The organism is Rhodobacteraceae bacterium S2214, from assembly GCA_025141675.1.
Taxonomy (GTDB): Bacteria; Pseudomonadota; Alphaproteobacteria; order Rhodobacterales; family Rhodobacteraceae; genus Yoonia.
Genome location: CP081161.1, coordinates 2740148 through 2760604 on the forward strand (window position 1 = coordinate 2740148; position 20457 = coordinate 2760604).

Sequence of the window (20457 nt, forward strand, 5' to 3'; positions counted from 1 at the left end):
TCTGTAAAATTTTCAACCATTTAATCCAACTGATCTGTCATGTGATAGCTGGACGCGACGCGCTTTGCGGCAGCCACGCTCTGATGCAAAATATCTATTAGTCGCGCCACATCAGTCCGCGTCGCATCGGGCTTATCTCGTAAGGTTTGCGCATTCGCCCCGACGCCTCGCAAACCCAATGTCGCGGCAGCCCCTTTTAACGCGTGAAGCTCTGCATCAAGGTTACGCAATGTCGGCCCGCCCTGCAGGCCACCCGCATTTTGCAACAGCGCCTGTCCATCGTCGCTCAATTGGCCAAGCAGCTGCACATACAGGTCTTCGCCCAATTCGGCCATGACAGACAGCAATTGGTCCATGTCGATAAGATCCAGATCATCATCAGGAAATTTGGTCACGATTTTCACTACCTTATCGCGACGTGTCATTATGCCGACAAAGCTGACAAAGACTTGTCGACATCAACTTGATAAATCTGCCGGATTTCATCTTTTCCGGCCGAAAATGCGTCCACGCATACAGGATCAAAGTGTTTCCCGGATTGGTTAATGATTTCCACACAGGCCTCTTCAAACGGCCAAGCGGGTTTATACGTCCTTTCAGAACAGAGCGCATCGAACACATCAGCGACCGCAGTAATTCGACCGGACAACGGGATTGCATCGCCCGCCAGACCTGCGCCATAGCCCGTCCCGTCCCATTTCTCGTGATGATAAAGCGCGATTTCATGCGCCATCCGGATCAGTTCACTTTCACCACCCTGAAGGATTTCGGACCCGATTGACGTATGCGTTTCGATCACTTGGCGTTCTTCACAGGTCAACGCACCCGGCTTGTTCAGAACAGCATCACTGATGCCAATCTTACCAGTGTCGTGAAGTGGTGTCGCAAGATACAAAGTGCGGCAGTATTGTTTGCTGAGCCCCATATGCTTGGCAATGACTTTTGCCACTGACGCGACGCGCGAAACATGTTCACCTGTCGATCCATCGCGCGTTTCAATCGCGCGCGACAGTCGCCAAATCAGTTCTTCTTCGCGTTCAACAAGTTTTTGCGTGGCTTTTCGAACTTCGAAATCAAGGTGCATTGCACGATCCAACAAGGCCATTTGCGCCTCGCGCAAAGACAACAAATTGCGGGCCCGAACGCGCAATTCTTCAGGATCAAATGGCTTGTTCAGGAAATCCGTGGCCCCAGACCGTACCGCCGACAACCGCAATTCGCGATCGTCATCCGCCGTCAGCATGATAATCGGGACGAATTGATAGTCGGGCATTGCGCGCAGTGCTTTCACACAGGCGATCCCGTTCATTTCGCCCATCCGGTAATCGACCAAAACGAGATCAAAAATCACCTGCGCACAACGTTCAAGCGCGACCTCTGGATCCGTGAAGCATTCAACATCGTGCGCGGCCATACGCGACAACACAGCACGAATGACGTTCAGACTGATGCTTTCGTCATCAATGATACAAATACGCATGACACACCTCAAAATACACAAAACGGAATCGGTTTGCCCGATCCCGGCACGTTCTAAATCGGTTCGCTTCGATCACTAAGCCCCTTAGAAATTTCCATTTTATGAAAATAGACCATTTTTGATGGCTCTTTGAGCGATAGATCGCCACCTCGGACACGCTATTGGTCTCGCCCCAACTGTTCGGTGCTAAGTGTAGGGAAACCTTCGCCTTACCAAGGAATTCCCGCGTGACCGCAGCTAACCGATTGCTTGTTCTTCTATTCGTAATCCTGTTTCCGATTTCCGCGATGGCGCAAAATCGAAATGCAGTTGCGGCCGATTTTCAGGCTTGGTTGGGGTCAACTGTTTGGCCCAAAGCCCAACGTGCCGGCGTCAGTCGGTCAACCTTTGAAGCGGCGCTTTCTGGCGTCACGCCCAAATGGGACCTGCCCGATTTGGTCATTCCTGGCGAACGGGCCGACACCACACAACGGCAGGCCGAATTCCGTCCGCCTGCGGGTTATTTTGCGACTGGCAGCCTGAACACGAATGCCAATACAGGTCGCCAGTTGATGCAACGCCACGCGCAGACGCTTGCACGGATTGAACGCCAGACAGGCGTCCCCGCGCAAATCATCGTCGCGATTTGGGGTCGCGAAAGCAGCTTTGGTAACGCGCGCATTCCGCATAATGCTTTTCAAATTCTCAGCACAAAGGGGTTTCTCAGTACGCGGGCGTCTTACTTTACTGACGAACTGATCGCCGCGCTGCAAATGGTCGAACGCGGTTATGCGAGCCCCGCAGCCATGAAAAGTAGTTGGGCAGGCGCACTTGGCCAGCCGCAGTTCATGCCGACAAATTACCTCAAATACGCAGCAGACGGAAACGGCGACGGGCGCGCCGACATATGGGGGTCCGCCGACGACACGCTCGCCTCCATCGGCGCCTACTTACGCGATCACGGATGGACGGCAGGCCGCGACTGGGGATTCGAAGTGAACGTCCCCAATACCGTCTCTTGCGCGATGGAAGGTCCACATCAGGCACGCCGCATGTCAGATTGGGCAGCAATGGGTATTACCCGCGTGAATGGTCGCCCCTTTCCGACGGCCGAGGCGCGTGAAAACGGTTTTCTGCTGATGCCTGCGGGTCGGTACGGCCCCGCCTTTGTCGTCACATCAAATTTCACGGTGCTGAAGGCCTACAACGAAAGCGACGTCTATGCGCTGTTTGTCGGACACGTGGGTGATCGCATGCGATACGGTGTCGGCGGATTCAACAGCGGTTGGAGCGCGCTGGATAGCTTTTCCCGATCAGATGTCCGCGCAATGCAGCAAAAACTGGAAGCGCAAGGATACGACGTCGGCGGCGCAGACGGCTTGATCGGCAACAGAACACGCGGCGCAATCGGCACATGGCAAACACGCAATGGCATGGCCGCGACCTGTTACCCAAATCGTGCAATGCTGACGGCGATTGCTCAGCAATAATCCATGTTCATTTTGTCGGGGATATGGTGCGGTCGGAGGGACTCGAACCCTCACTCCTGTTACAGAACAGCGACCTCAACGCTGCGCGTCTACCAATTCCGCCACGACCGCAAATCATGTCAGGTAGTGGCGCGGATATAGACGAGGGTTTGCGCGATGCCAAGAGGCAAAACGCGACTAAATTTCACGTGTTCTCGTCTGCACCACATATACCCCCAAACCGCCGCCAATAAGCAGTGCCATCACGATAAATCCTAACGTCGCATTTTCGCCAAACAAAGCTAAATTCATCCGCCGTCCCGGCAGGAAGGTGAACAACCCAGCGACGCCCATGGCCCAGAAATAAAGGGTTTTCATACCGGTCTGATGGGCCTCAATTTTTCCCGCGCGGATAGCAGACACCGCCTGCCATAGGCCGAACAGCGTCAAAAAGGATAACGCGTGGATTGGACCGAATGGACCAATCACGGGCGATTCCGAGATCCAGAAAGATGTCACCGCTGTCGATGCCATCGCGCAAACCCACAGATAACCAAGGTACCGGTGCCATATGTCGCGCGATTTACGCAACAGGACGATTGGCCCCAGACAAACGGCGGTCACAGCACAAAGAACATGCAACTGGATCGCCAAAGTTGCGGAAAGAAGAGGATCGATAGACATAAGGTGACCTTACCAATACGGAATGCGAACAAGACGGACTTGCGTCACGCAAGCCTGTAGGTGCATTGTCGCACGAGGGTGAAGCCACCCAAGACCGGATACGCAAATGGAAACGATGGATCGTGGATCGCCAGCTTTTCTCATCCGCGCTACGTGAAGTGCGGGCTGATCTTTCGAAACGGAACACTGTGATCGCGCTATTGGGTGTCGGGATCGTGCTTGGGCTATCCGGCCCCTTTGAAACCATCGCTTTGATGAAACTCGTGCCCCGCCTGCTCTATTGGATTGTTGTTGCGTCAACGACTTTTGCGTTGGGCAGTGTGATCTCGGCAGTTTGTGCGCGCGTGTTTGTCGGGAAACCATTTTGGCTTCGTATGATATGCAGCGCCCTGCTGATCGGAACCTGCGTTACCGTTTTCTTGACTGCCCTGAACATGCTCGTTTTCAACGTCAATGCCGCTGACGTCACTGACGTGATGCCCCAATGGGGCCTTATCGTTCTGATCTCGGCAGTTGTAGATATCGGCGTGAATTTAGCGGCGCCCAATTCGCCAGACCCGTTGCCGCCCATTCTTGACCGCATTTCTTTCGCAAAACGTGGCGATCTGATCGCATTGAGCGCGGAAGACCACTATGTGAAGGTCACAACAGTCAACGGGACGGACATGATCCTCATGCGCCTATCAGATGCCATCAAAGAGGTCGGTAGCACCGCAGGTCTGCAAATTCACCGATCACATTGGGTCGCACTGAACCAGATCCAAAACGCCACCCGTGCCAGCGATCGGGGGACAGTGACATTGTCGAATGACGAAACCCGCCCGATTAGCCGGAGCTACATCGCTGTCGCCAAGACTGCAGGGTTGTTTCCCAAAGGACGCGCAGATGGTTGAATGGATAACGTCAAAGGGCCTGACCCCCTACCCTGACGCTTTGCGGATCATGGAAGATCGCGCAAACGCAATTGCTGCGGGGGAAGCCAATGAAGCGATCTGGTTGGTCGAGCATCCCCCGCTATACACCGCGGGTACTTCAGCCAAATCTGCCGACCTGATTGATCCTGACCGCTTTCCCGTATTCGAGGCACGACGGGGTGGCGAATACACCTATCACGGCCCCGGCCAAAGGGTCGCATATGTCATGCTCGACGTCGGCAAACGTGGCCATGACGTGCGCCGTTTCGTGAAGCAGCTTGAAGGTTGGGTGATCGCCGCGCTGAGTGAATTCAACGTCGATGGCGAAATCCGAGACGGTCGCGTTGGCGTTTGGGTGCCTCGTCCTGATAAGCCGCTGATGCCGGATGGTTCAGTGGCAGAAGACAAAATCGCAGCGCTCGGGATTAGATTGCGTAAGTGGGTCAGCTTTCACGGGCTATCGATCAACGTCGAACCTGATCTGGACCATTTCGGTGGCATCGTTCCCTGCGGCATTTCAGACCACGGGGTTACGTCGTTGGTCGATCTCGGGTTGCCTGTGACGATGGATGACGTGGACGTGGCACTGCGTAGAACGTTCGACGCGGCGTTTAACGATTAACGTATCTATCAAGCGACGCGTCAGTCAGCTGGTAGCCCTTCATCAATACAGTTTTTGTAGAAACGCGACGCCAAAATTTCTTCAGCAGAAACATAGGGTACATCTGACTGTACCAAGCATTGCATATGTCGGATGCTTGGAAGACCCGATTCAGCAAGGCTCCTCTCAATTTCGTCGGCCAAAGAAATTTCAGAAGCGTTTATGCTCTCATGGTTTTCTTTGAAGTATTCGATTAGCAGAAAGGCTTGATAACTCTCGCGCTTTGCCTGTTCGATTCCCGACGTCGCGGCCAATGTCGTTAAAAAAACAGAGCCCCGCGTCAACGGACCTCTTCTCTCAAACTCACTGTCAGAAATTGGGCTTAGGATGGCGCGGAGATCAACATAATATTCATCACCATCATCAACGAAACCGTCTAGTCTCGTAACACTGCTACGGGAAATGTCGTTAAATCGCAGAAAGAACTCCGATACCCAGTTGCATGGTTGCGCCTCGCCCAACTCTGCCGGTGTGAAATCCAACATTTCCTGCGCATCCATACACTCCGCGCGTGCGATACTTGGTGCGGCCAAACTCAATACAAAGACCAACTGGGCCAATTTTCTAGATATCATTAAGTCACTTTCTCGCTTTTGATGCGCATTCCTACACCGTCAGCCAATACAGCAAAAGGTCAGGTCTTCCGTACTCGCAAACGAGAAACGCAAAAGGCCCCACCGAATTGGCGGGGCCTTTTCTATGTCACATCAGCGGCGCTTAGTGTGCGTGCTGTTTGTCCCAGTCAGACTGCTTTGGCAGCTGCTCGAATGTGTGCTCTGGTGGAGGGCACGGCAGTGTCCATTCCAGTGTATCTGCGTATTCGTTCCATGGGTTGTTCTCGGTCACGCGGCGACCAGCGAATAATGTGTAGAACAACACGCCGATGAAGAACACGAAGGATGCGAAGGACAGGAATGCGCCCCAGCTGGATACGTAGTTCCACAGTGCGAAGGCATCTGGGTAATCGATGTAGCGACGTGGCATCCCGTTACGACCCAAGAAGTGCTGTGGGAAGAACGTGATGTTGGCACCGATAAACATCATCCAGAAGTGCAGCTTACCAGCCCATTCAGGATACATGCGGCCCGACATTTTTGGCAGGTAGAAGTAGATACCCGCAAAGATCGAGAATACAGCACCCAGCGACATCACGTAGTGGAAGTGTGCCACAACGTAGTATGTGTCGTGATATGCACGGTCTACACCAGCCTGTGACAACACGATGCCAGTTACACCACCAACGGTGAACAGGAACAAGAAGCCCAGCGCCCACAGCATTGGTGTTTTGAACTCAACAGAGCCGCCCCACATTGTTGCGATCCATGAGAAGATTTTCACCCCTGTCGGAACCGCGATGACCATTGTGGCCAACATGAAGTAGGACTGCTGTGTCAGCGACATACCGACTGTGTACATGTGGTGCGCCCACACAACAAAGCCCAGCGCGCCAATTGCGACCATCGCATAAACCATCGGCAGGTAACCGAAGATTGGCTTCTTAGAGAACGTCGCAATCACGTGTGACACGATGCCGAAGCCTGGAACGATGATGATGTACACTTCTGGGTGTCCGAAGAACCACAGGATGTGCTGATACAAGATCGGGTCGCCGCCGCCTTCAGGTTGGAAGAAGGTTGTGTCGAAGTTCCGGTCTGTCAGCAGCATTGTGATCGCGCCAGCCAGTACTGGAAGTGCGAGAAGGATCAACCATGCTGTGACGAAGATGGACCAAGCAAACAACGGCACTTTGTGCAGTGTCATGCCCGGTGCCCGCATATTCAGGAAAGTTGTGATCATGTTGATCGCGCCCAAGATCGAAGATGCACCGGATAGGTGAACACCAAAGATCGCGAGATCCATCGACATGCCAGCCTCGGATGTGGACAGCGGCGGGTACAGAACCCAGCCAACGCCGGATCCAAGTTGACCGTTACCACCTGGTGCCAAAAGCGACGCCACACCAAGGGACGCACCAGCAACAAACATCCAGAAAGACAGGTTGTTCATCCGTGGGAACGCCATATCCGGCGCACCGATCTGGAGCGGCATGAAGTAGTTACCAAAGCCACCAAAAAGGGCTGGAATAACCACGAAGAACATCATCAAGACACCGTGGTAGGTGATCATCACGTTCCAAAGGTGGCCGTTTGGCGTACAAGTCGCCGCAGAATCTGCAATGAAACGCGCCCCTTCGAGGCACATGTATTGCACGCCCGGGTTCATGAGCTCGAGGCGCATGTAAACGGTGAAGGCAACGGACACAAAGCCCAAAGCACCTGCAACAAACAGGTACAAGATACCGATATCTTTATGGTTTGTAGACATGAACCACCGGGTAAAGAAACTCCGGTTGTCTTCGTGTTCATGGCCGTGGATGGCGGCGTCTGCCATGTGGCTCTCCTCGATTTTCTATCACTGACCGATCCCGCGAGTCGCACCACGGGCCCGGATTTGAGGTTGTTCTAGAGTGTTGAGCGTTAAGGGGCAATAAAGGAAGCCCCCAAAAGACTGGGATAAATTGGCGCAGGTGCCCAGCCCAAATCGCGGGTGTGACTTGCGTGCACAACGCGTGCACAACCCGTGCACCGCGATTTCAAATTGGGTTTGCAGCCAGAACATGCCAATTTGCTGGCAACACTGTTCCCTTTCGAGTCTCCGAAGACCCATTTTATGTCGATTAATACCCCAGTTTCCGAAGCGATTAACGCCTATCTTGCCCGAAAAGCCCCCGGTTTTGCGCTGTTGCTGGACGCACCATGGGGCGCTGGTAAAACCCATTTCATCAAGTCCGTGACCAAGTGCGACACGAACGACAAGATTCACTACGTCACACTGAATGGTGTCGATACCCCTACCGCATTTCGTCGTGCGTTGTTGGCGTCGATGCCGGAAGCGTCATTGGCCAGTGCGGCGGGCGCTTTTGGAAAAGCTGTTTCAGGCCTTGCGGGCGTCGGTGATCTGGGCAGCTTTGCCCAAAACGCCATCGAGGACCGCGCGATTGCTAATCTACCCGATGCAATCATTTTCGACGACTTAGAACGGTGCACGATGGAAGCGCCAGTCCTGCTGGGGCTACTGAACGAGTTTGTCGAGCATCAGGATAAGAACATCATCCTGATCGCTAATATCACAACCGATGAATACGCACACAAAGATGTTTTCTTATCGCGACAGGAAAAGGTCGTCGGGCGGACGGTGCGGTTAAAGCCTGAAGCGGGCGCAGTTCTTGGCGTCTTTGTAGACGCCCTGCCCGACGGAGCTGGCAAAGACTGGATGACAGAAAACAAGGACGTCGTGTTGCAGGTTTTCCACGACGCCGGATCACAAAATTTGCGGATTTTGCGGCAAGTCGTGCATGACTGCGCAGCGGTTTTGGACCAAATTGACGATGACCTGATGGCGGCAAAACATGCGGTGAAGCGGTTTGTTGTGACCTATTTGGCCTTGGCGATTGCCTTGATCGGGAATGAGATTTCGGCAGAGGACGTGAAAAACCGGGATGACTTTAGCACGTTTCGATCTGGTAAAGGCGATGAACCGACCAAGATGCGCCAGCTAGATCGGAAACATCGCCATGCCGAACTCTTTGCCGGGAATTCAGCGAATATCTTGCCGGTGGGGTTGGGCGAAATGCTTTTAGTTCATGGCTATGCCACAGCAGTAGACCTGAACATCCAGCTTCGCCTCACGGGACAGTTCAAAGCAGAGGACGCGAATCCGCTTTGGCAACGCGCAGTACTTTGGCGCGATTGTGGACATCAGGAGTTAACCGTTCTCATCCAAGAAATGCATGCTTGCCTTTCGAAGTCAGTAGCCGCAATTCCTGGGCAATACCTACACGTCGCGGATAATTATCTAAGGCTTTCCGACTTGGGTGCCACCCCTCTCCAATCGGGAGCTGCGTTAAAAGCCATCACAGATCGGATTGCTGAAATAGCAAGTAGACCGGGCTTCGGGGTTCCTCACAGTCGCGGCGACTACGGATGGTCAAGCAAAGGAGGTTTTAGCTACGGCGGATATCTCAGTTCCCCAACCCCAGCGTTTGCGACTGTCATGGAAACCATGAAAGCAGCACAAGATAAGGCCTTTGAGGCGAGCTTACCAACGCATGCTGCACATTTACAGAATGTCTTTGAGGAAGATCACGAGAGGTTCCGTCTGCATTTCGTGTACAACGGTCAGGGCGCAAATTTTTATGACACCCCGATTTTGCATTTGATGGATGTCAACACCATTGCCACCGCGCTATTTGCATTGATACGCGATGGACGTTCTGAAGCCTTGGGTGAGACGGTTGAGGTTCTGGTCAAGCGTTACGGCCCAGACACTGATTGGCCCGAAGAACTGCAGTGGGTTGCGGACGTCAAAGAAAGACTGCTGGCACTTGCCGAGGCGGAAGACAGGGTGGCTGTCGCCTTGGTCGGGCATTTTATCGCCCGTTATTGGAAATTTCCAAATGTCCCAGACGCGACGACTTAGACCGTCGTTGCCACGAACAACCCCACGCTTGTCAGAACCCCGAGGATCGGCACGATCATTGGCACCACGAATGCTTCGTCTCCCGCCTGCCCCCGCCATTTGAGCGCGATGAGTGCGAGGTTGACGCAGACGAAGACGCCCAAGACGATCTGTGATGTCCATGCTGCGAGTTCGTCGATCGGTAGAAACAGGCTCAGTCCCAGAATGATCAGCGTCACGCAGGCCGTTGCGACCCCGGGGGTTTGGGTTCGTCGCGAGACTTGTTTGAACACGGCAGGCAAGCGTCCCCGATCCGCCATCCCGTAGAGCACCCGCGAAGACATGATCATCTGGATCAGAACACCGTTCATGGTCGCCACAACAGCAACGGCTGCGAAGGAAGCTTTCACAACGTCAGGTCCACCCGCAAACACGAGCGACAATGGCGCCTCGGCACCTGCGAGGCTGTCGATGGGCACCGCAATCAGAACCGCGATGCATGTCGCGACATATAAGATTGTCGCGATCACAAGCGTGATGACGATGGCCAGCGGCATATTGCGGCGCGGGTTTTCGACCTCTTCTGCGACGTTGACCATGTCCTCAAATCCGATGAACGCAAAGAACGCTAGCAGCGATGCCGCAACGATCCCCGCCCAATGGTCGCCCTTCAATGGCGGGATCAAAGCATCGACAGTTACGCCGCCCTGATCCGCGACGGCTAAGCCCCACAAGATGACGAAGAGCAAACCGAGGATTTCGATGATTGTTACAATGGCCGCTGCCGTCACGGATTCCGAAATACCCCACCATGCCAACACCCCCATCGCGATCACGATGCCGATTGTTGTGGGAAACGCAGCAGTTCCGGTCAGTGCCCCCAAATAACCTGCCGCCCCCACCGCGATTGCGGACGCGGATACCATGCCGGACAACGCTACGAAGAGACCCACAATCATTGCAAAGCGCGGCGTGCCGAAGCCGGCTTCGATATAGGCCGCCTCCCCCGCACTGACGGGATAGCGAGTTGTGAGTTCTGCGTAGGAAAATGCCGTAAAGCCGACCACAAATGCGGCTAGCAGGAAGGCCACCCAAGCGTAGGCCCCCGCATCCGCGACGGTGGCCCCGATTAAAACGTAGATGCCCGCCCCGACGGTCACGCCAAGACCATAGAGCGTCAGAAGCGGCAATGTGATCGCGCGGCGCAGTATCGGGGGATTGGTGGCGTCAGATGTCATCGCAGGTTTTCCAGTATGTTCTAACTCTACATACCTTATGGCTGCGCCCAGACTTTGCGCCACATCAAAGTGGCGCAAAGTTTTCGTTTCAATCGTGTCTGCCGGTCTGGCCTTTAGTCGACTTTGACCACGACCTTGCCAAAGCTTTTGCCCAGTAGCACGTCGTTTAATGCCTCTGGCGCGTTTTCGAGCCCGTCGACGACTTGTTCTTTGTACTGCACTTTCCCTTGGTTCAGCCATTCGGTCATGTCGCGGCGGAAATCATTGTAGGTGCTCATCGGGAAGCTGTCGAAAATGATGAACCCTTCGACTTTTACCTTCATGCGCAGGATCGTCCCAAGGATAACAGGCCCCATGTCGGGCCCTTCAGGCAAGGACGGCAGGTTGTACCATGATACCGCGCCACACACCGGCATCCGCGCAAACGGGTTCAGCAATGGCAGCACGCCGTACAGCACTTTGCCGCCGACATTTTCAAAGTAGACGTCGATGCCGTCTGGGCAGGCTGCTTTCAGCTGTTCTGCAAAATCCTCCGCTTTGTGGTCGATACAGGCGTCGAAACCCAGATTATCAACCACATGCGCGCATTTTTCGGCTCCACCAGCGACGCCAACAACACGGCACCCTTTGATCTTGGCGATTTGCCCAACGGTCGCCCCAACTGGGCCGGAGGCTGCGGCCACCACAACCGTTTCGCCCGGTTTTGGATCGCCGATCAGCAGCAAGCCTGCGTAGGCCGTGTAGCCCGGCATCCCGAGAATACCCAACGCCCAAGACGGGTTTGCGGGGTCTTTCCCAAGATTGATGACCTGTTCGCCATTCGAGATCGCGTAGTCCTGCCAGCCTGATCCCGCGAGCACCAGATCACCCGCTGCGTAGCCATCAAGATTGGACGTGATGACTTCGGCGACGACTTGCGCTGTCATCACGCCGCCGATTGCCACAGGTTCTGCATAGGATTTCGCGTCATTCATGCGGCCGCGCATATAAGGATCGAGCGACAAGTATTTAGTGCGCAACAACATTTCGCCAGCCGCGGGCGTTGGAATGTCCGATGTTTCAAGCCGCAACGTATCCTGATCCGGTAGCCCCTGCGGACGTTTTGCCAGAACGATGCGACGGTTTTCAGTAGATGATTGTGCCATACTATATCCCCAAGTTTGCGTGCTAATTGACGTAGTTCCACAGAAATTCGGCAATGAACAGACATACGCAGCGGCCACCTGATCACATGCGTGGTTATGCGCCTTGACGGCCCAATGACGCGGCGGTTTCAATCCATTTGGTCGCGGTGGCGGCGTCTGCTGTGCTTGCCCCTGAGAAGTGGGTGACCTTCATCGGTTTGATACCGACAAAGTGGAAGATTTGCGATTTGATCTGACGGATGAGCGCGTTGCGATAAAGCAGCCAAAAGAAAAAGCCAGGCGTATCCGACGTCATGATTGTCCGACCTGTGCGCCCGCCCAGCATCGGTGCCGGCAACCCTGATTTAGCACGGTTGCGCGGATCAAAGGCCCAACCGGGTAGGAATGCGCGATCAAAGAGGCCTTTCAGCTTTGCAGGTAGCCCGCCCCACCACATCGGGGTCACCAGAACAATGTGTTCGGCCCAAGTGACGTCTTCTTGAAACGTCTTCAACACAGGTTCGAGCGGTTTGATCTGAGTATACCCCGCACCGCCGAAGTCTGCGTCAAATTCCATTTCGTGCAAATGCGTCAGTCGTACGTCGTGCCCTGCTGTCTTGGCGGCTGCGGAGTACGCTTCCGCCAAGGATTTGCTCAGCGACGTTTCGGCTGGGTGGCCATTTAAAATCAAAATGCGCTTGGTGGTCATCGTCAGTTCCTTCAGATAATTGACCACGGTCATATTTACACAACTGACCACGGTCAATTATTATTTTTGACCATAGTCAAAATTCCTGCGATAACGCGTTATGACCAAGCCCCCCCAAAAACGAACCCAGCAGACACGTGGCAAATTGATTGACGCGGCACAGGCAATTATTGCGACAAAGGGCTACGCGGCGATGCGTGTTGAAGACGTCGTTCAGGCGGCTGGCGTTGCAAAGGGGACGTTCTTTGCGCATTTCCGCGACAAGGACGCTTTGATGGATCTAATCATCGGACAAGAAATCAATCGGCTTCTTGACGCGCTATCGGAAAGCGCAGTCCCGCAGTCGGTTCCCGAGTTGGTGAACGACCTGCTGCCATTGATGCGTTACATGACCGTTGAACGGTATGTCTTCGACGTCATTCTGCGTCATTCCGGTGCGGCCGCAAAAGAGGAAATCGGTCATATTGCCCTGACATTCGAACGCCAGATCAGTGTCTTGGATCAATGGCTGGGCTCTGGCCATTACCGCAACGATGTCCCGCCTATTTTGCTGGCGGAAGGTTTGCAGGCGTTCATGGTGCAAACAATGGCTTTGCATTTCTGCGCGGTCAACAATGTGGACCCGATGCCAGACCGGTTGCGCGCATATCTGGACGCTTGGCTGATGCCGACACGTCAATAATTGCACCCCACGTGTGAACTGCGGCAACCCGTCGGTTTGACGCTTGCCGCGAACAAGCTAATTTCGCGCTATGCCCTACGAATGGACCCCGCCCCCACCGCAGACAAAATCTGACTGGAGCCTGTCGCTTTGGCCGTACAGGTCGTTGTTGCGTCGTGACTTTGTGATTTTTGTTGGTGCGACGATGGCCATGTTGGCTTTGCCATTGCTGGCTGTGCTTGGGTCGCCCGTTCTATGGGGATTGCTGCCGTTTTTTGCCATCGCCTTGTGGGGCATCTGGTTTGCGCTGAACGTCAGCTACAAGCGCGGCGAAGTTGTTGAAGAACTGAGCGTCACGGGCGAAACCGCCCGACTGATGCGCCAGAACCCCGATAGAACCCAGCAAACGTGGGAAGCGAACCGATATTGGGTCAGCGTTCACCTGCATCCAAAAGGCGGACCCGTGCCGAATTATATCACCTTGCGCGGTGGCCCGCGCGAGGTGGAAATTGGCAGTTTTCTGGACGCAGGCGAACGGCTTGCGCTTTATGATGATCTGAAGCGAGCGTTAAAAGCTGGCGCTTAACCCATCCGTTCAGACGCGAAAGACCCCGGAGACGCGGGGAACACGACCGTTTTGTTGCCATTGAGGAAGACGCGGCGATGGATGTGGGCGTGGATCGCACGTGCGAGCACTTGGCTTTCCACGTCGCGGCCCAAAGACACGTAATCATTTGGAGATTGCGCGTGCGTCACCCGCACGATGTCCTGTTCGATGATTGGACCTTCGTCCAGATCAGCAGTCACGTAATGTGACGTCGCACCGATCAATTTCACTCCGCGTTGAAACGCCTGTTTGTAAGGGTTCGCGCCCTTAAAGCTTGGCAGGAATGAGTGGTGGATGTTGATGATCTTGCCAGACATTTTCTGGCACATCTGATCAGACAGAATCTGCATGTAGCGCGCCAGAACGATCAAATCGGCGCCTGCGTCTTCGACCACAGACATGATCTTGGCCTCGGCTTCGGGTTTGTTTTCTTTGGTCACTTTGATGCAGTGGAACGGAATGTCGTTGTTCACGACAACCTTTTGGTAATCCATGTGATTTGAGATTACGGCCACAATATCAATTGGCAAGGCCCCAATGCGCCAGCGATAAAGCAGATCGTTCAGACAATGTCCAAAGCGGGACACCATGATCACGACTTTCATCTTTTCGGATTCGTCGTGAAATTCGTAGTTCATGCCAAAGGGGGCCGCTGTGTCCGCAAACCCTTTGGTCATTTCTGCCAGTTCAACCCCATCGCCTGTTTCGAAGCTGATGCGCATAAAGAAGTTGCCAGTCTCTTGGTCGTCAAACTGAGAGCTGTCGGTGATGTTGCAGCCCTGATCGGCCAGATAATTGGCGATGGCGGCCACGATGCCACGGGTCGATTGGCAAGTCACGGTAAGGGCGTAGTTACTCATGGGAGGGTTCCTGTCAGAGAGATGTCCGCTTGATCCCAAGCGGTGGTGCTGTCGATTTGTGCGAAAGCGTTCCCGCCCCGTCAATATCGCGGGCGCTACGCTATTGGCGTTTTGCGACAGCTGCGGGCGGTGTTTTGGCGAATTGGTTTCCGATCATGCGCAAAGCGTTGCGATACGGGATGTTGTGGCTGATCGCGGCACGGCTGATTTAGCCAGTGAAGTGAATGTCAGCCGCCGCTACCTGACTGATCAATCCACCCGTATTCACAGCACGATATAATGATCGTGGCGGGCGTGCCGCATCGTCGACGCGGCGTTCCACCCAGTCCCGTTGTTCCATTGATTTGAGCGATTGCGACAAGGCCCTATCGGTTATCGTGTGCAGATTGCGTTTGATGTCGTTGAAGTGGCGCGGCCTGTGCAATGATGTCAGCACGGGCAATGTCCACGATTTACGCAACAAGGCCTGATCTTCGGCAGCGGACAGGTTTTGGATTTTATGCGCAAGGGCAGCCGCAGATATGCCCCGCTGTGTCAGCCGGAATTCAGGCCTGAGCGGATGACCATAGCCGGGATTGCGTTCCAACAAGCCGATTTCGATCAGGTGATCCATACTTTGCGCGAATGCAGTCCGGCTCGCCCCAGTTGCCGCCAAAAGCGGCGCCTGTCGCCCCGCAATGCCCGCGTGCAGGTTCGATAAGATCGGGACAGCCCAGGCCCGCGAAGTCATGTTGACAAAATGCTTTATGTCCATAAAGTATAGTTAGTATACTTTAATGATAAAGGAAAGACGATGTCGCTTATTTCATTGGAAGAAACCATCACGATTTCATTTTCGGTTTCTGATCGGCACGCCACTGCCCAGTGGTTTTCGGACATGTTGGGGTTTGAAACGCTTTATCACGCGGACGAAGCAGGCTGGTCAGAACTGCAAACCAACACGGCAGGTGTGACGATCGGGATTGGCGAACACACGAAACCCGCCCCCGGCAATTGCGTTCCGGTTTTCGGGATCGCGGATCTGGACGCCGCAAGGCAGAAACTAGAGCAAGCGCAGGTGAAATTTGATGGGGAGACGGATGTCGTCGAGGGCATGGTTAAAACGGCTACGTTTTATGATCCCGATGGCAATGCGATGATGCTTGCCCAAGATTTGACGGGTGGATAACCACCAATTGGCGTGATCCCCCCAAAGGCAAAATGCCCAGCGGATCAGGTGATCGCTGGGCATTCAGTCTGATTATATAGTGGCAGCGTTAGCCAAGCCGGTCTTTGACCAATGGCCCTACTTTACCGAAATCCATCCGACCGGTGTATTTACCTTTGAGGATGCCCATCACCTTCCCCATGTCGCGAATGCTTTCTGCGCCCACTTCGGCGATGGCCGCGTCCACGGCTGCCGCAGATTCGTCTTCGGTCAGCTGTTTGGGTAGGAAATCTTCGATAACCTTGATTTCCGAAAGCTCTTTTTCAGCCAATTCGAGCCGCCCGCCTTCTTCGTAGGCACGCGCGCTTTCGTGGCGTTGTTTGACCATGCGGCCCAGAATCGAAAGCACTTCGGTGTCCCCACACCCCTTTGCTTCTTCTTCGGTCCCGCGCAATGCAATGTCACGGTCTTTGATGGCAGCGTTAATCAAACGCAATGTGGACAGACGCTCTGCGTCTTTGGCCTTCATTGCTTCTTTCAAGGCCGCCCCGACCTTTGTTCGCATGTCCATGATAACTCCCGTTCATGTCCCAACTGACAAGCGCGCAGGTTACGCTTTATTCACCATCAAGACAAGCGCCGTGCCGCGACGTGATCCCCTTGTTTGCAAGGCGCAGTTCTGGTCTTGACCCCATGGGCGTCAGACCGTAGGACCAGCACAATTTGCCGCCAATCAGGGGTGCTGCCCCCCGAAAAAGGATCTGATCATGTCCGACCACCTTACGCAAAAGCCAACAGCCTGCCTCGCCCTTGCCGATGGGACATTGTTTTACGGCCACGGATTTGGGGCAACCGGCCAAACCACCGCAGAGCTTTGCTTTAACACCGCGATGACCGGCTATCAGGAAATTATGACCGACCCGTCCTACGCGGGCCAAGTCGTGACATTCACCTTCCCCCACATCGGCAACACGGGCGTGACACCCGAAGATGACGAAACAGCCGATCCTGTCGCAGCAGGCATGATCGTAAAATGGGACCCGACGGATGCGTCCAACTGGCGGTCAACCGAAGAACTAACCACATGGCTGGAACGCCGTGGTCGGATTGGCATGGGCGGTGTTGATACCCGCCGCCTGACCCGCGCGATCCGCCAGCAAGGCGCGCCGCATGTTGCATTGGCGCATGATCCGGATGGTAATTTTGATATCGAAGCGCTTGTTGCCGCGGCCCGTGGTTTTTCCGGTCTCGAAGGTCTTGATCTGGCCAAAGACGTGACCTGTGCGCAATCGTACCACTGGAATGAAATGCGGTGGGCGTGGCCTGAGGGCTATACGCAGCAGAAGGACGCCAAGCATAAAGTCGTGGCCATCGATTTTGGTGCGAAACGCAACATCTTGCGGTGCCTTGCGTCTGCGGGTTGCGATGTAACCGTATTGCCTGCCTCCGCGACCGCCGAAGACGTTTTGGCGTTGAACCCTGACGGTGTGTTCCTGTCCAACGGTCCAGGCGATCCAGCTGCGACCGGATCATATGCTGTGCCGATGATCCAAGGCGTGTTGGAAAAAGACCTGCCTGTGTTCGGGATTTGCTTGGGCCACCAGATGCTGGCGCTGGCGTTGGGTGCGAAAACGATCAAAATGAACCACGGCCACCACGGCGCGAACCATCCGGTTAAAGACAACGAAACCGGTAAGGTCGAAATCACGTCAATGAACCACGGGTTTGCGGTTGATGCGCAAAGCCTGCCGGAAAGCGTTTCTGAAACGCATGTGTCGCTGTTCGACGGGTCCAACTGTGGCCTGCGTGTCAAGGATAAGCCTGTGTTTTCCGTGCAGTACCATCCAGAAGCCAGCCCCGGCCCGCAAGACAGCTATTACCTGTTCGAACGGTTTGCCGCGGCGATGGATGACCGCGCAACAGCTTAAAAATTCTCTAACGCCCGGTTAACCTTAACCGGGCGTTAATCGTTCAGACGCTATGCTTCTATCACCTAGACAGAGGCACAGATGTTCACCCAGCAGGCGCAATTTGACGACGGATCGCATGTCGGCTTGCACGACGCGACGGCCCTGACGATCGCGCAGTCCCAAGCCGTCCTGCACCGCTGCGCTATTATCAACCCGTGTGATCGTCCCGCTGATCCGGCCTTGGTCGATATCTGGGGCGCGCATCGCTGTTTACGCGACCATATCCTGCCGTGGCGACGCATCGGTGGCGCGGTTGTTATCCTGACCCATAAACCCGAGATTTTCCAGCAACAGGCCCTCGCTCTGACCCTGCGCTACGGCCCTGTTCGCATGGCGATTACAACGGAACAGCATTTGTTTCGCGCCATCAGCGAAAGCCATGTCGCAGCCCTGACCGAACGCGCCGAAAACCGTGTGCCTGATGCGATCAGTAGCCGGACGTGGAATGCGCGTTTGATGTTGATCATGTCCATTCTGGTGGTGCTTGGCACGCTGGTTTTGTTTGCGATGTCGCCTTTGACCGGATTTGTGGTGCTCAGTTTCTGGGCGGTGATCACGCTGGCTACGAACACGGTATTAAAGGCGGCGGCGGCCGCCATTGTCGGCGTGTTCAGCCGCCCGACCGATGCCGATCATCTGCCGATTGCAGCGGAAAACCTGCCGGTCTTCACCATCCTGATCCCGCTTTATAAGGAAAAGGAAATTGCGGCCCACCTGTTGGAGCGGGTTAAGCTAATCGATTATCCCCGCGACCGATTGGACGTTTGTCTGGTGATGGAGGCGGACGACGCGACGACCCGCGCGTCGCTGAGACTGACGAACTTGCCGTCATGGATCCGGCCTATCGCCGTGCCAAAGGGGACGTTGAAAACCAAGCCACGGGCGTTGAATTACGCGCTCGATTTCGCGCGCGGCACCTTGGTTGGCGTCTACGATGCCGAAGATGCCCCTGCCCCGGATCAGTTGCGCAAAGTGGCGCGGCATTTCGCGAACCGAGGCGAAAAAGTCGCGTGTTTGCAGGGAGTTCTGGATTACTACAATGCGCCAGCCAATTGGCTGACGCGCTGCTTTACGCTTGAATATGCGGGCTGGTTTCGGGTGGTTTTACCGGGGTTGGAACGCTTGGGGCTTGTCGTTCCTTTGGGCGGCACGACCCTGTTTTTCAGGCGACATGTGCTGGAAAAACTGGGCGCGTGGGACGCGCATAACGTGACAGAGGACGCTGATTTGGGCGTCCGTTTAGCACGACGAGGATACCGCACCGAACTGATCGCAACGACCACGCAAGAAGAAGCCAATGGCCGTTTCTGGCCGTGGGTGAAGCAGCGTTCGCGGTGGTTAAAGGGGTATGCGATCACCTACGGCGTCCATATGCGCGATCCGGCGAAACTGTACCGCGATTTGGGTGCGCGCCGGTTTTGGGGATTTCAGATTTTGTTCGCGGGAACGCTGTCGCAATTCGTGCTCGCGCCTGTGCTGTGGTCGTTCTGGGTGATGCCGTTCGGGTTCAATCACCCGATGGGGCATTACCTGCAGGGATGGGTTTTGATCAGCGTTGTCGCCATGTTCATCTTTTCGGAGTTGACCAATATGTTCGTGCTGGCCCTTGGGGTCACGAAGGCCGAAAAGATGTGGTTGATCAAATGGATACCGACGATGCACTTCTATTTCCCGATGGCGGCGCTAGCGGCCTACAAAGGGTTTTACGAACTGACGTTCAAACCGTTTTATTGGGATAAGACGACGCACGGTGTGCTGCTGCCCAACAAAGGTGCGGGAAAAGCTACTGGGTCGCCTGCGCGTCAAGCTTCAGACGGGTGATGTAGGCTTTTGAGATATGGTCGCGCAGGGCCGCGTCTGCTGCGTCACCATCGCCATTTTCGATCGCCGTGACGATGGCGTTGTGTTCGGCCAGCGTATCTTCGGGCCGTCCTTCGACGGCGATGGATGTCGTGGCCAAAAGCGCCATGGAGCGGTGGACCAGATCAAGCTGCTGCACCAGAAATCGGTTATGCGATGCGAGGTGAATTTGTTTGTGAAACCGACGGTTTGCGCGGCTGAGCGCATCGGGGTCGTTCAGGAACGCCTGATCATCGGACAACATGCCACGTAGCACGCCGACTTCTTCCGGGGTCGCGTGACGGGCCGCGAGCCGTGCGGCTAATCCTTCCAGTTCGCCGCGCACCACGTAAAGTTCTGCCATTTGCGTGTGATCCAAGGACGCAACCATCAAGGACCGCCCGTCGCGGGTTAACAGACCTTGGGTTTCAAGCCGTTGTAACGCTTCGCGAATGGGCGTGCGCGACACGCCAAACCGTTCGGCCAGTTCGCTTTCCACCAAACGGTCGCCGGGCACGTAGGAATGGCTATCAATCGCCTCTAGGATCAGCGCATAGGCGTCCTTTTGTCCGGCTTTGGTGTCGTACATCGCGAGGCTTTCCTTTTGTTGTTCAAGACCCTAGCGGCGATTACCCTTTAGCGCAACGTGCCCAAAAC

The 20457-nt window shown here is 54.9% G+C and carries 22 protein-coding genes and 1 tRNA gene; 10 read left to right on the forward strand and 13 right to left on the reverse strand.

Annotated elements, in window-relative coordinates:
* Positions 1-20: 20 nt before the first annotated feature.
* Together K3729_13640 and K3729_13645 are read right to left on the reverse strand one after the other, a co-directional pair.
* The gene (locus K3729_13640; GenBank protein ID UWQ98484.1) at positions 21-395 is read right to left on the reverse strand and encodes an Hpt domain-containing protein; all 375 of its coding nucleotides are present in this window, start codon (positions 393-395) and stop codon (positions 21-23) included.
* A gap of 29 nt (positions 396-424) precedes the next feature.
* Positions 425-1480: a response regulator gene (locus K3729_13645; protein ID UWQ98485.1), complete on the reverse strand. Its 1056-nt coding sequence runs from the start codon at positions 1478-1480 to the stop codon at positions 425-427.
* A gap of 287 nt (positions 1481-1767) precedes the next feature.
* Between K3729_13645 and K3729_13650 the strand changes: the two genes are divergently transcribed.
* Positions 1768-2949, forward strand: coding sequence for a lytic murein transglycosylase (locus K3729_13650; GenBank protein ID UWR01059.1), 1182 nt, complete (start codon positions 1768-1770; stop codon positions 2947-2949).
* A 24-nt stretch (positions 2950-2973) separates the two neighbouring features.
* Here the strand turns inward: K3729_13650 and K3729_13655 are convergent.
* Positions 2974-3060 (reverse strand) — tRNA-Leu (locus K3729_13655).
* 66 nt (positions 3061-3126) lie between these two features.
* Positions 3127-3612, reverse strand: coding sequence for a DUF2306 domain-containing protein (locus K3729_13660; protein UWQ98486.1), 486 nt, complete (start codon positions 3610-3612; stop codon positions 3127-3129).
* A gap of 122 nt (positions 3613-3734) precedes the next feature.
* Between K3729_13660 and K3729_13665 the strand changes: the two genes are divergently transcribed.
* The gene (locus K3729_13665; protein ID UWQ98487.1) at positions 3735-4505 is read left to right on the forward strand and encodes a LytTR family transcriptional regulator; all 771 of its coding nucleotides are present in this window, start codon (positions 3735-3737) and stop codon (positions 4503-4505) included.
* Complete coding sequence (gene lipB, locus K3729_13670) at positions 4498-5148, forward strand: lipoyl(octanoyl) transferase LipB (GenBank protein ID UWQ98488.1); 651 nt, start codon at positions 4498-4500, stop codon at positions 5146-5148. Before K3729_13665 ends, lipB begins: the two co-directional genes overlap by 8 nt.
* Positions 5149-5168: 20 nt before the next feature.
* Here the strand turns inward: lipB and K3729_13675 are convergent, their stop codons facing one another.
* Together K3729_13675 and ctaD are read right to left on the reverse strand one after the other, a co-directional pair.
* Complete coding sequence (locus K3729_13675) at positions 5169-5762, reverse strand: hypothetical protein (protein UWQ98489.1); 594 nt, start codon at positions 5760-5762, stop codon at positions 5169-5171.
* A gap of 142 nt (positions 5763-5904) precedes the next feature.
* Positions 5905-7578 carry a cytochrome c oxidase subunit I gene (gene ctaD / locus K3729_13680; protein ID UWQ98490.1) on the reverse strand — a complete coding sequence of 558 codons (1674 nt, stop codon included), beginning with the start codon at positions 7576-7578 and terminating at the stop codon, positions 5905-5907.
* A gap of 279 nt (positions 7579-7857) precedes the next feature.
* Between ctaD and K3729_13685 the strand changes: the two genes are divergently transcribed.
* Positions 7858-9666 carry a KAP family NTPase gene (locus K3729_13685; protein UWQ98491.1) on the forward strand — a complete coding sequence of 603 codons (1809 nt, stop codon included), beginning with the start codon at positions 7858-7860 and terminating at the stop codon, positions 9664-9666.
* On the opposite strand, the gene K3729_13690 is transcribed toward K3729_13685, so the two are convergent.
* From K3729_13690 to K3729_13700, 3 genes are all read right to left on the reverse strand, one after another.
* Positions 9663-10883, reverse strand: coding sequence for an amino acid permease (locus K3729_13690; GenBank protein ID UWQ98492.1), 1221 nt, complete (start codon positions 10881-10883; stop codon positions 9663-9665). The genes K3729_13685 and K3729_13690 overlap by 4 nt on opposite strands.
* 113 nt (positions 10884-10996) lie before the next feature.
* Positions 10997-12028 carry an NADP-dependent oxidoreductase gene (locus K3729_13695; GenBank protein UWQ98493.1) on the reverse strand — a complete coding sequence of 344 codons (1032 nt, stop codon included), beginning with the start codon at positions 12026-12028 and terminating at the stop codon, positions 10997-10999.
* Between the two features lie 94 nt (positions 12029-12122).
* On the reverse strand, positions 12123-12716 hold the full coding sequence (locus K3729_13700; protein ID UWQ98494.1) for an NAD(P)H-dependent oxidoreductase: 594 nt from the start codon (positions 12714-12716) through the stop codon (positions 12123-12125).
* Between the two features lie 100 nt (positions 12717-12816).
* Here K3729_13700 and K3729_13705 point away from each other — a divergent pair, with 100 nt between their 5' ends.
* Together K3729_13705 and K3729_13710 are read left to right on the forward strand one after the other, a co-directional pair.
* On the forward strand, positions 12817-13398 hold the full coding sequence (locus tag K3729_13705; GenBank protein ID UWQ98495.1) for a TetR/AcrR family transcriptional regulator: 582 nt from the start codon (positions 12817-12819) through the stop codon (positions 13396-13398).
* A 70-nt stretch (positions 13399-13468) separates the two neighbouring features.
* Entirely contained in the window at positions 13469-13963 is a 495-nt protein-coding gene (locus tag K3729_13710; protein UWQ98496.1) for a DUF2244 domain-containing protein, read from the forward strand.
* Here K3729_13710 and purU read toward each other — a convergent pair.
* Positions 13960-14844: a formyltetrahydrofolate deformylase gene (purU, locus tag K3729_13715; protein UWQ98497.1), complete on the reverse strand. Its 885-nt coding sequence runs from the start codon at positions 14842-14844 to the stop codon at positions 13960-13962. The two genes, K3729_13710 and purU, sit on opposite strands and share 4 nt — an antisense overlap.
* Positions 14845-14873: 29 nt before the next feature.
* On the opposite strand from purU, the gene K3729_13720 reads away from it, so the two are divergent.
* Entirely contained in the window at positions 14874-15056 is a 183-nt protein-coding gene (locus tag K3729_13720; protein ID UWQ98498.1) for a hypothetical protein, read from the forward strand.
* On the opposite strand, the gene K3729_13725 is transcribed toward K3729_13720, so the two are convergent.
* Entirely contained in the window at positions 15053-15598 is a 546-nt protein-coding gene (locus K3729_13725) for a winged helix-turn-helix transcriptional regulator (GenBank protein UWQ98499.1), read from the reverse strand. The genes K3729_13720 and K3729_13725 overlap by 4 nt on opposite strands.
* Before the next feature lie 39 nt (positions 15599-15637).
* Between K3729_13725 and K3729_13730 the strand changes: the two genes are divergently transcribed.
* Entirely contained in the window at positions 15638-16012 is a 375-nt protein-coding gene (locus K3729_13730) for a VOC family protein (GenBank protein UWQ98500.1), read from the forward strand.
* Between the two features lie 88 nt (positions 16013-16100).
* Here K3729_13730 and K3729_13735 read toward each other — a convergent pair whose 3' ends face one another.
* On the reverse strand, positions 16101-16562 hold the full coding sequence (locus tag K3729_13735; GenBank protein UWQ98501.1) for a GatB/YqeY domain-containing protein: 462 nt from the start codon (positions 16560-16562) through the stop codon (positions 16101-16103).
* Positions 16563-16758: 196 nt separating this feature from the next.
* Between K3729_13735 and carA the strand changes: the two genes are divergently transcribed.
* Together carA and K3729_13745 are read left to right on the forward strand one after the other, a co-directional pair.
* Complete coding sequence (carA, locus tag K3729_13740; protein ID UWQ98502.1) at positions 16759-17919, forward strand: glutamine-hydrolyzing carbamoyl-phosphate synthase small subunit; 1161 nt, start codon at positions 16759-16761, stop codon at positions 17917-17919.
* Between the two features lie 81 nt (positions 17920-18000).
* Positions 18001-19782 carry a glycosyltransferase gene (locus K3729_13745; protein UWQ98503.1) on the forward strand — a complete coding sequence of 594 codons (1782 nt, stop codon included), beginning with the start codon at positions 18001-18003 and terminating at the stop codon, positions 19780-19782.
* Here the strand turns inward: K3729_13745 and K3729_13750 are convergent.
* On the reverse strand, positions 19745-20389 hold the full coding sequence (locus K3729_13750) for a GntR family transcriptional regulator (protein ID UWQ98504.1): 645 nt from the start codon (positions 20387-20389) through the stop codon (positions 19745-19747). The two genes, K3729_13745 and K3729_13750, sit on opposite strands and share 38 nt — an antisense overlap.
* Positions 20390-20457 lie beyond the last annotated feature (68 nt).

Bases quoted from the DNA above. Each gene is read 5' to 3' on its own strand.
- K3729_13645 (UWQ98485.1), bottom strand. From the start codon at position 1,480: ATGCGTATTTGTATCATTGATGACGAAAGCATCAGTCTGAACGTCATT.
- K3729_13650 (UWR01059.1), top strand. From the start codon at position 1,768: ATGGCGCAAAATCGAAATGCAGTTGCGGCCGATTTTCAGGCTTGGTTG.
- K3729_13660 (UWQ98486.1), bottom strand. From the start codon at position 3,612: ATGTCTATCGATCCTCTTCTTTCCGCAACTTTGGCGATCCAGTTGCAT.
- lipB (UWQ98488.1), top strand. From the start codon at position 4,498: ATGGTTGAATGGATAACGTCAAAGGGCCTGACCCCCTACCCTGACGCT.
- K3729_13675 (UWQ98489.1), bottom strand. From the start codon at position 5,762: ATGATATCTAGAAAATTGGCCCAGTTGGTCTTTGTATTGAGTTTGGCC.
- ctaD (UWQ98490.1), bottom strand. From the start codon at position 7,578: ATGGCAGACGCCGCCATCCACGGCCATGAACACGAAGACAACCGGAGT.
- K3729_13685 (UWQ98491.1), top strand. From the start codon at position 7,858: ATGTCGATTAATACCCCAGTTTCCGAAGCGATTAACGCCTATCTTGCC.
- K3729_13690 (UWQ98492.1), bottom strand. From the start codon at position 10,883: ATGACATCTGACGCCACCAATCCCCCGATACTGCGCCGCGCGATCACA.
- K3729_13695 (UWQ98493.1), bottom strand. From the start codon at position 12,028: ATGGCACAATCATCTACTGAAAACCGTCGCATCGTTCTGGCAAAACGT.
- K3729_13700 (UWQ98494.1), bottom strand. From the start codon at position 12,716: ATGACCACCAAGCGCATTTTGATTTTAAATGGCCACCCAGCCGAAACG.
- K3729_13705 (UWQ98495.1), top strand. From the start codon at position 12,817: ATGACCAAGCCCCCCCAAAAACGAACCCAGCAGACACGTGGCAAATTG.
- K3729_13710 (UWQ98496.1), top strand. From the start codon at position 13,469: ATGCCCTACGAATGGACCCCGCCCCCACCGCAGACAAAATCTGACTGG.
- purU (UWQ98497.1), bottom strand. From the start codon at position 14,844: ATGAGTAACTACGCCCTTACCGTGACTTGCCAATCGACCCGTGGCATC.
- K3729_13725 (UWQ98499.1), bottom strand. From the start codon at position 15,598: ATGGACATAAAGCATTTTGTCAACATGACTTCGCGGGCCTGGGCTGTC.
- K3729_13730 (UWQ98500.1), top strand. From the start codon at position 15,638: ATGTCGCTTATTTCATTGGAAGAAACCATCACGATTTCATTTTCGGTT.
- K3729_13735 (UWQ98501.1), bottom strand. From the start codon at position 16,562: ATGGACATGCGAACAAAGGTCGGGGCGGCCTTGAAAGAAGCAATGAAG.
- carA (UWQ98502.1), top strand. From the start codon at position 16,759: ATGTCCGACCACCTTACGCAAAAGCCAACAGCCTGCCTCGCCCTTGCC.
- K3729_13745 (UWQ98503.1), top strand. From the start codon at position 18,001: ATGTTCACCCAGCAGGCGCAATTTGACGACGGATCGCATGTCGGCTTG.
- K3729_13750 (UWQ98504.1), bottom strand. From the start codon at position 20,389: ATGTACGACACCAAAGCCGGACAAAAGGACGCCTATGCGCTGATCCTA.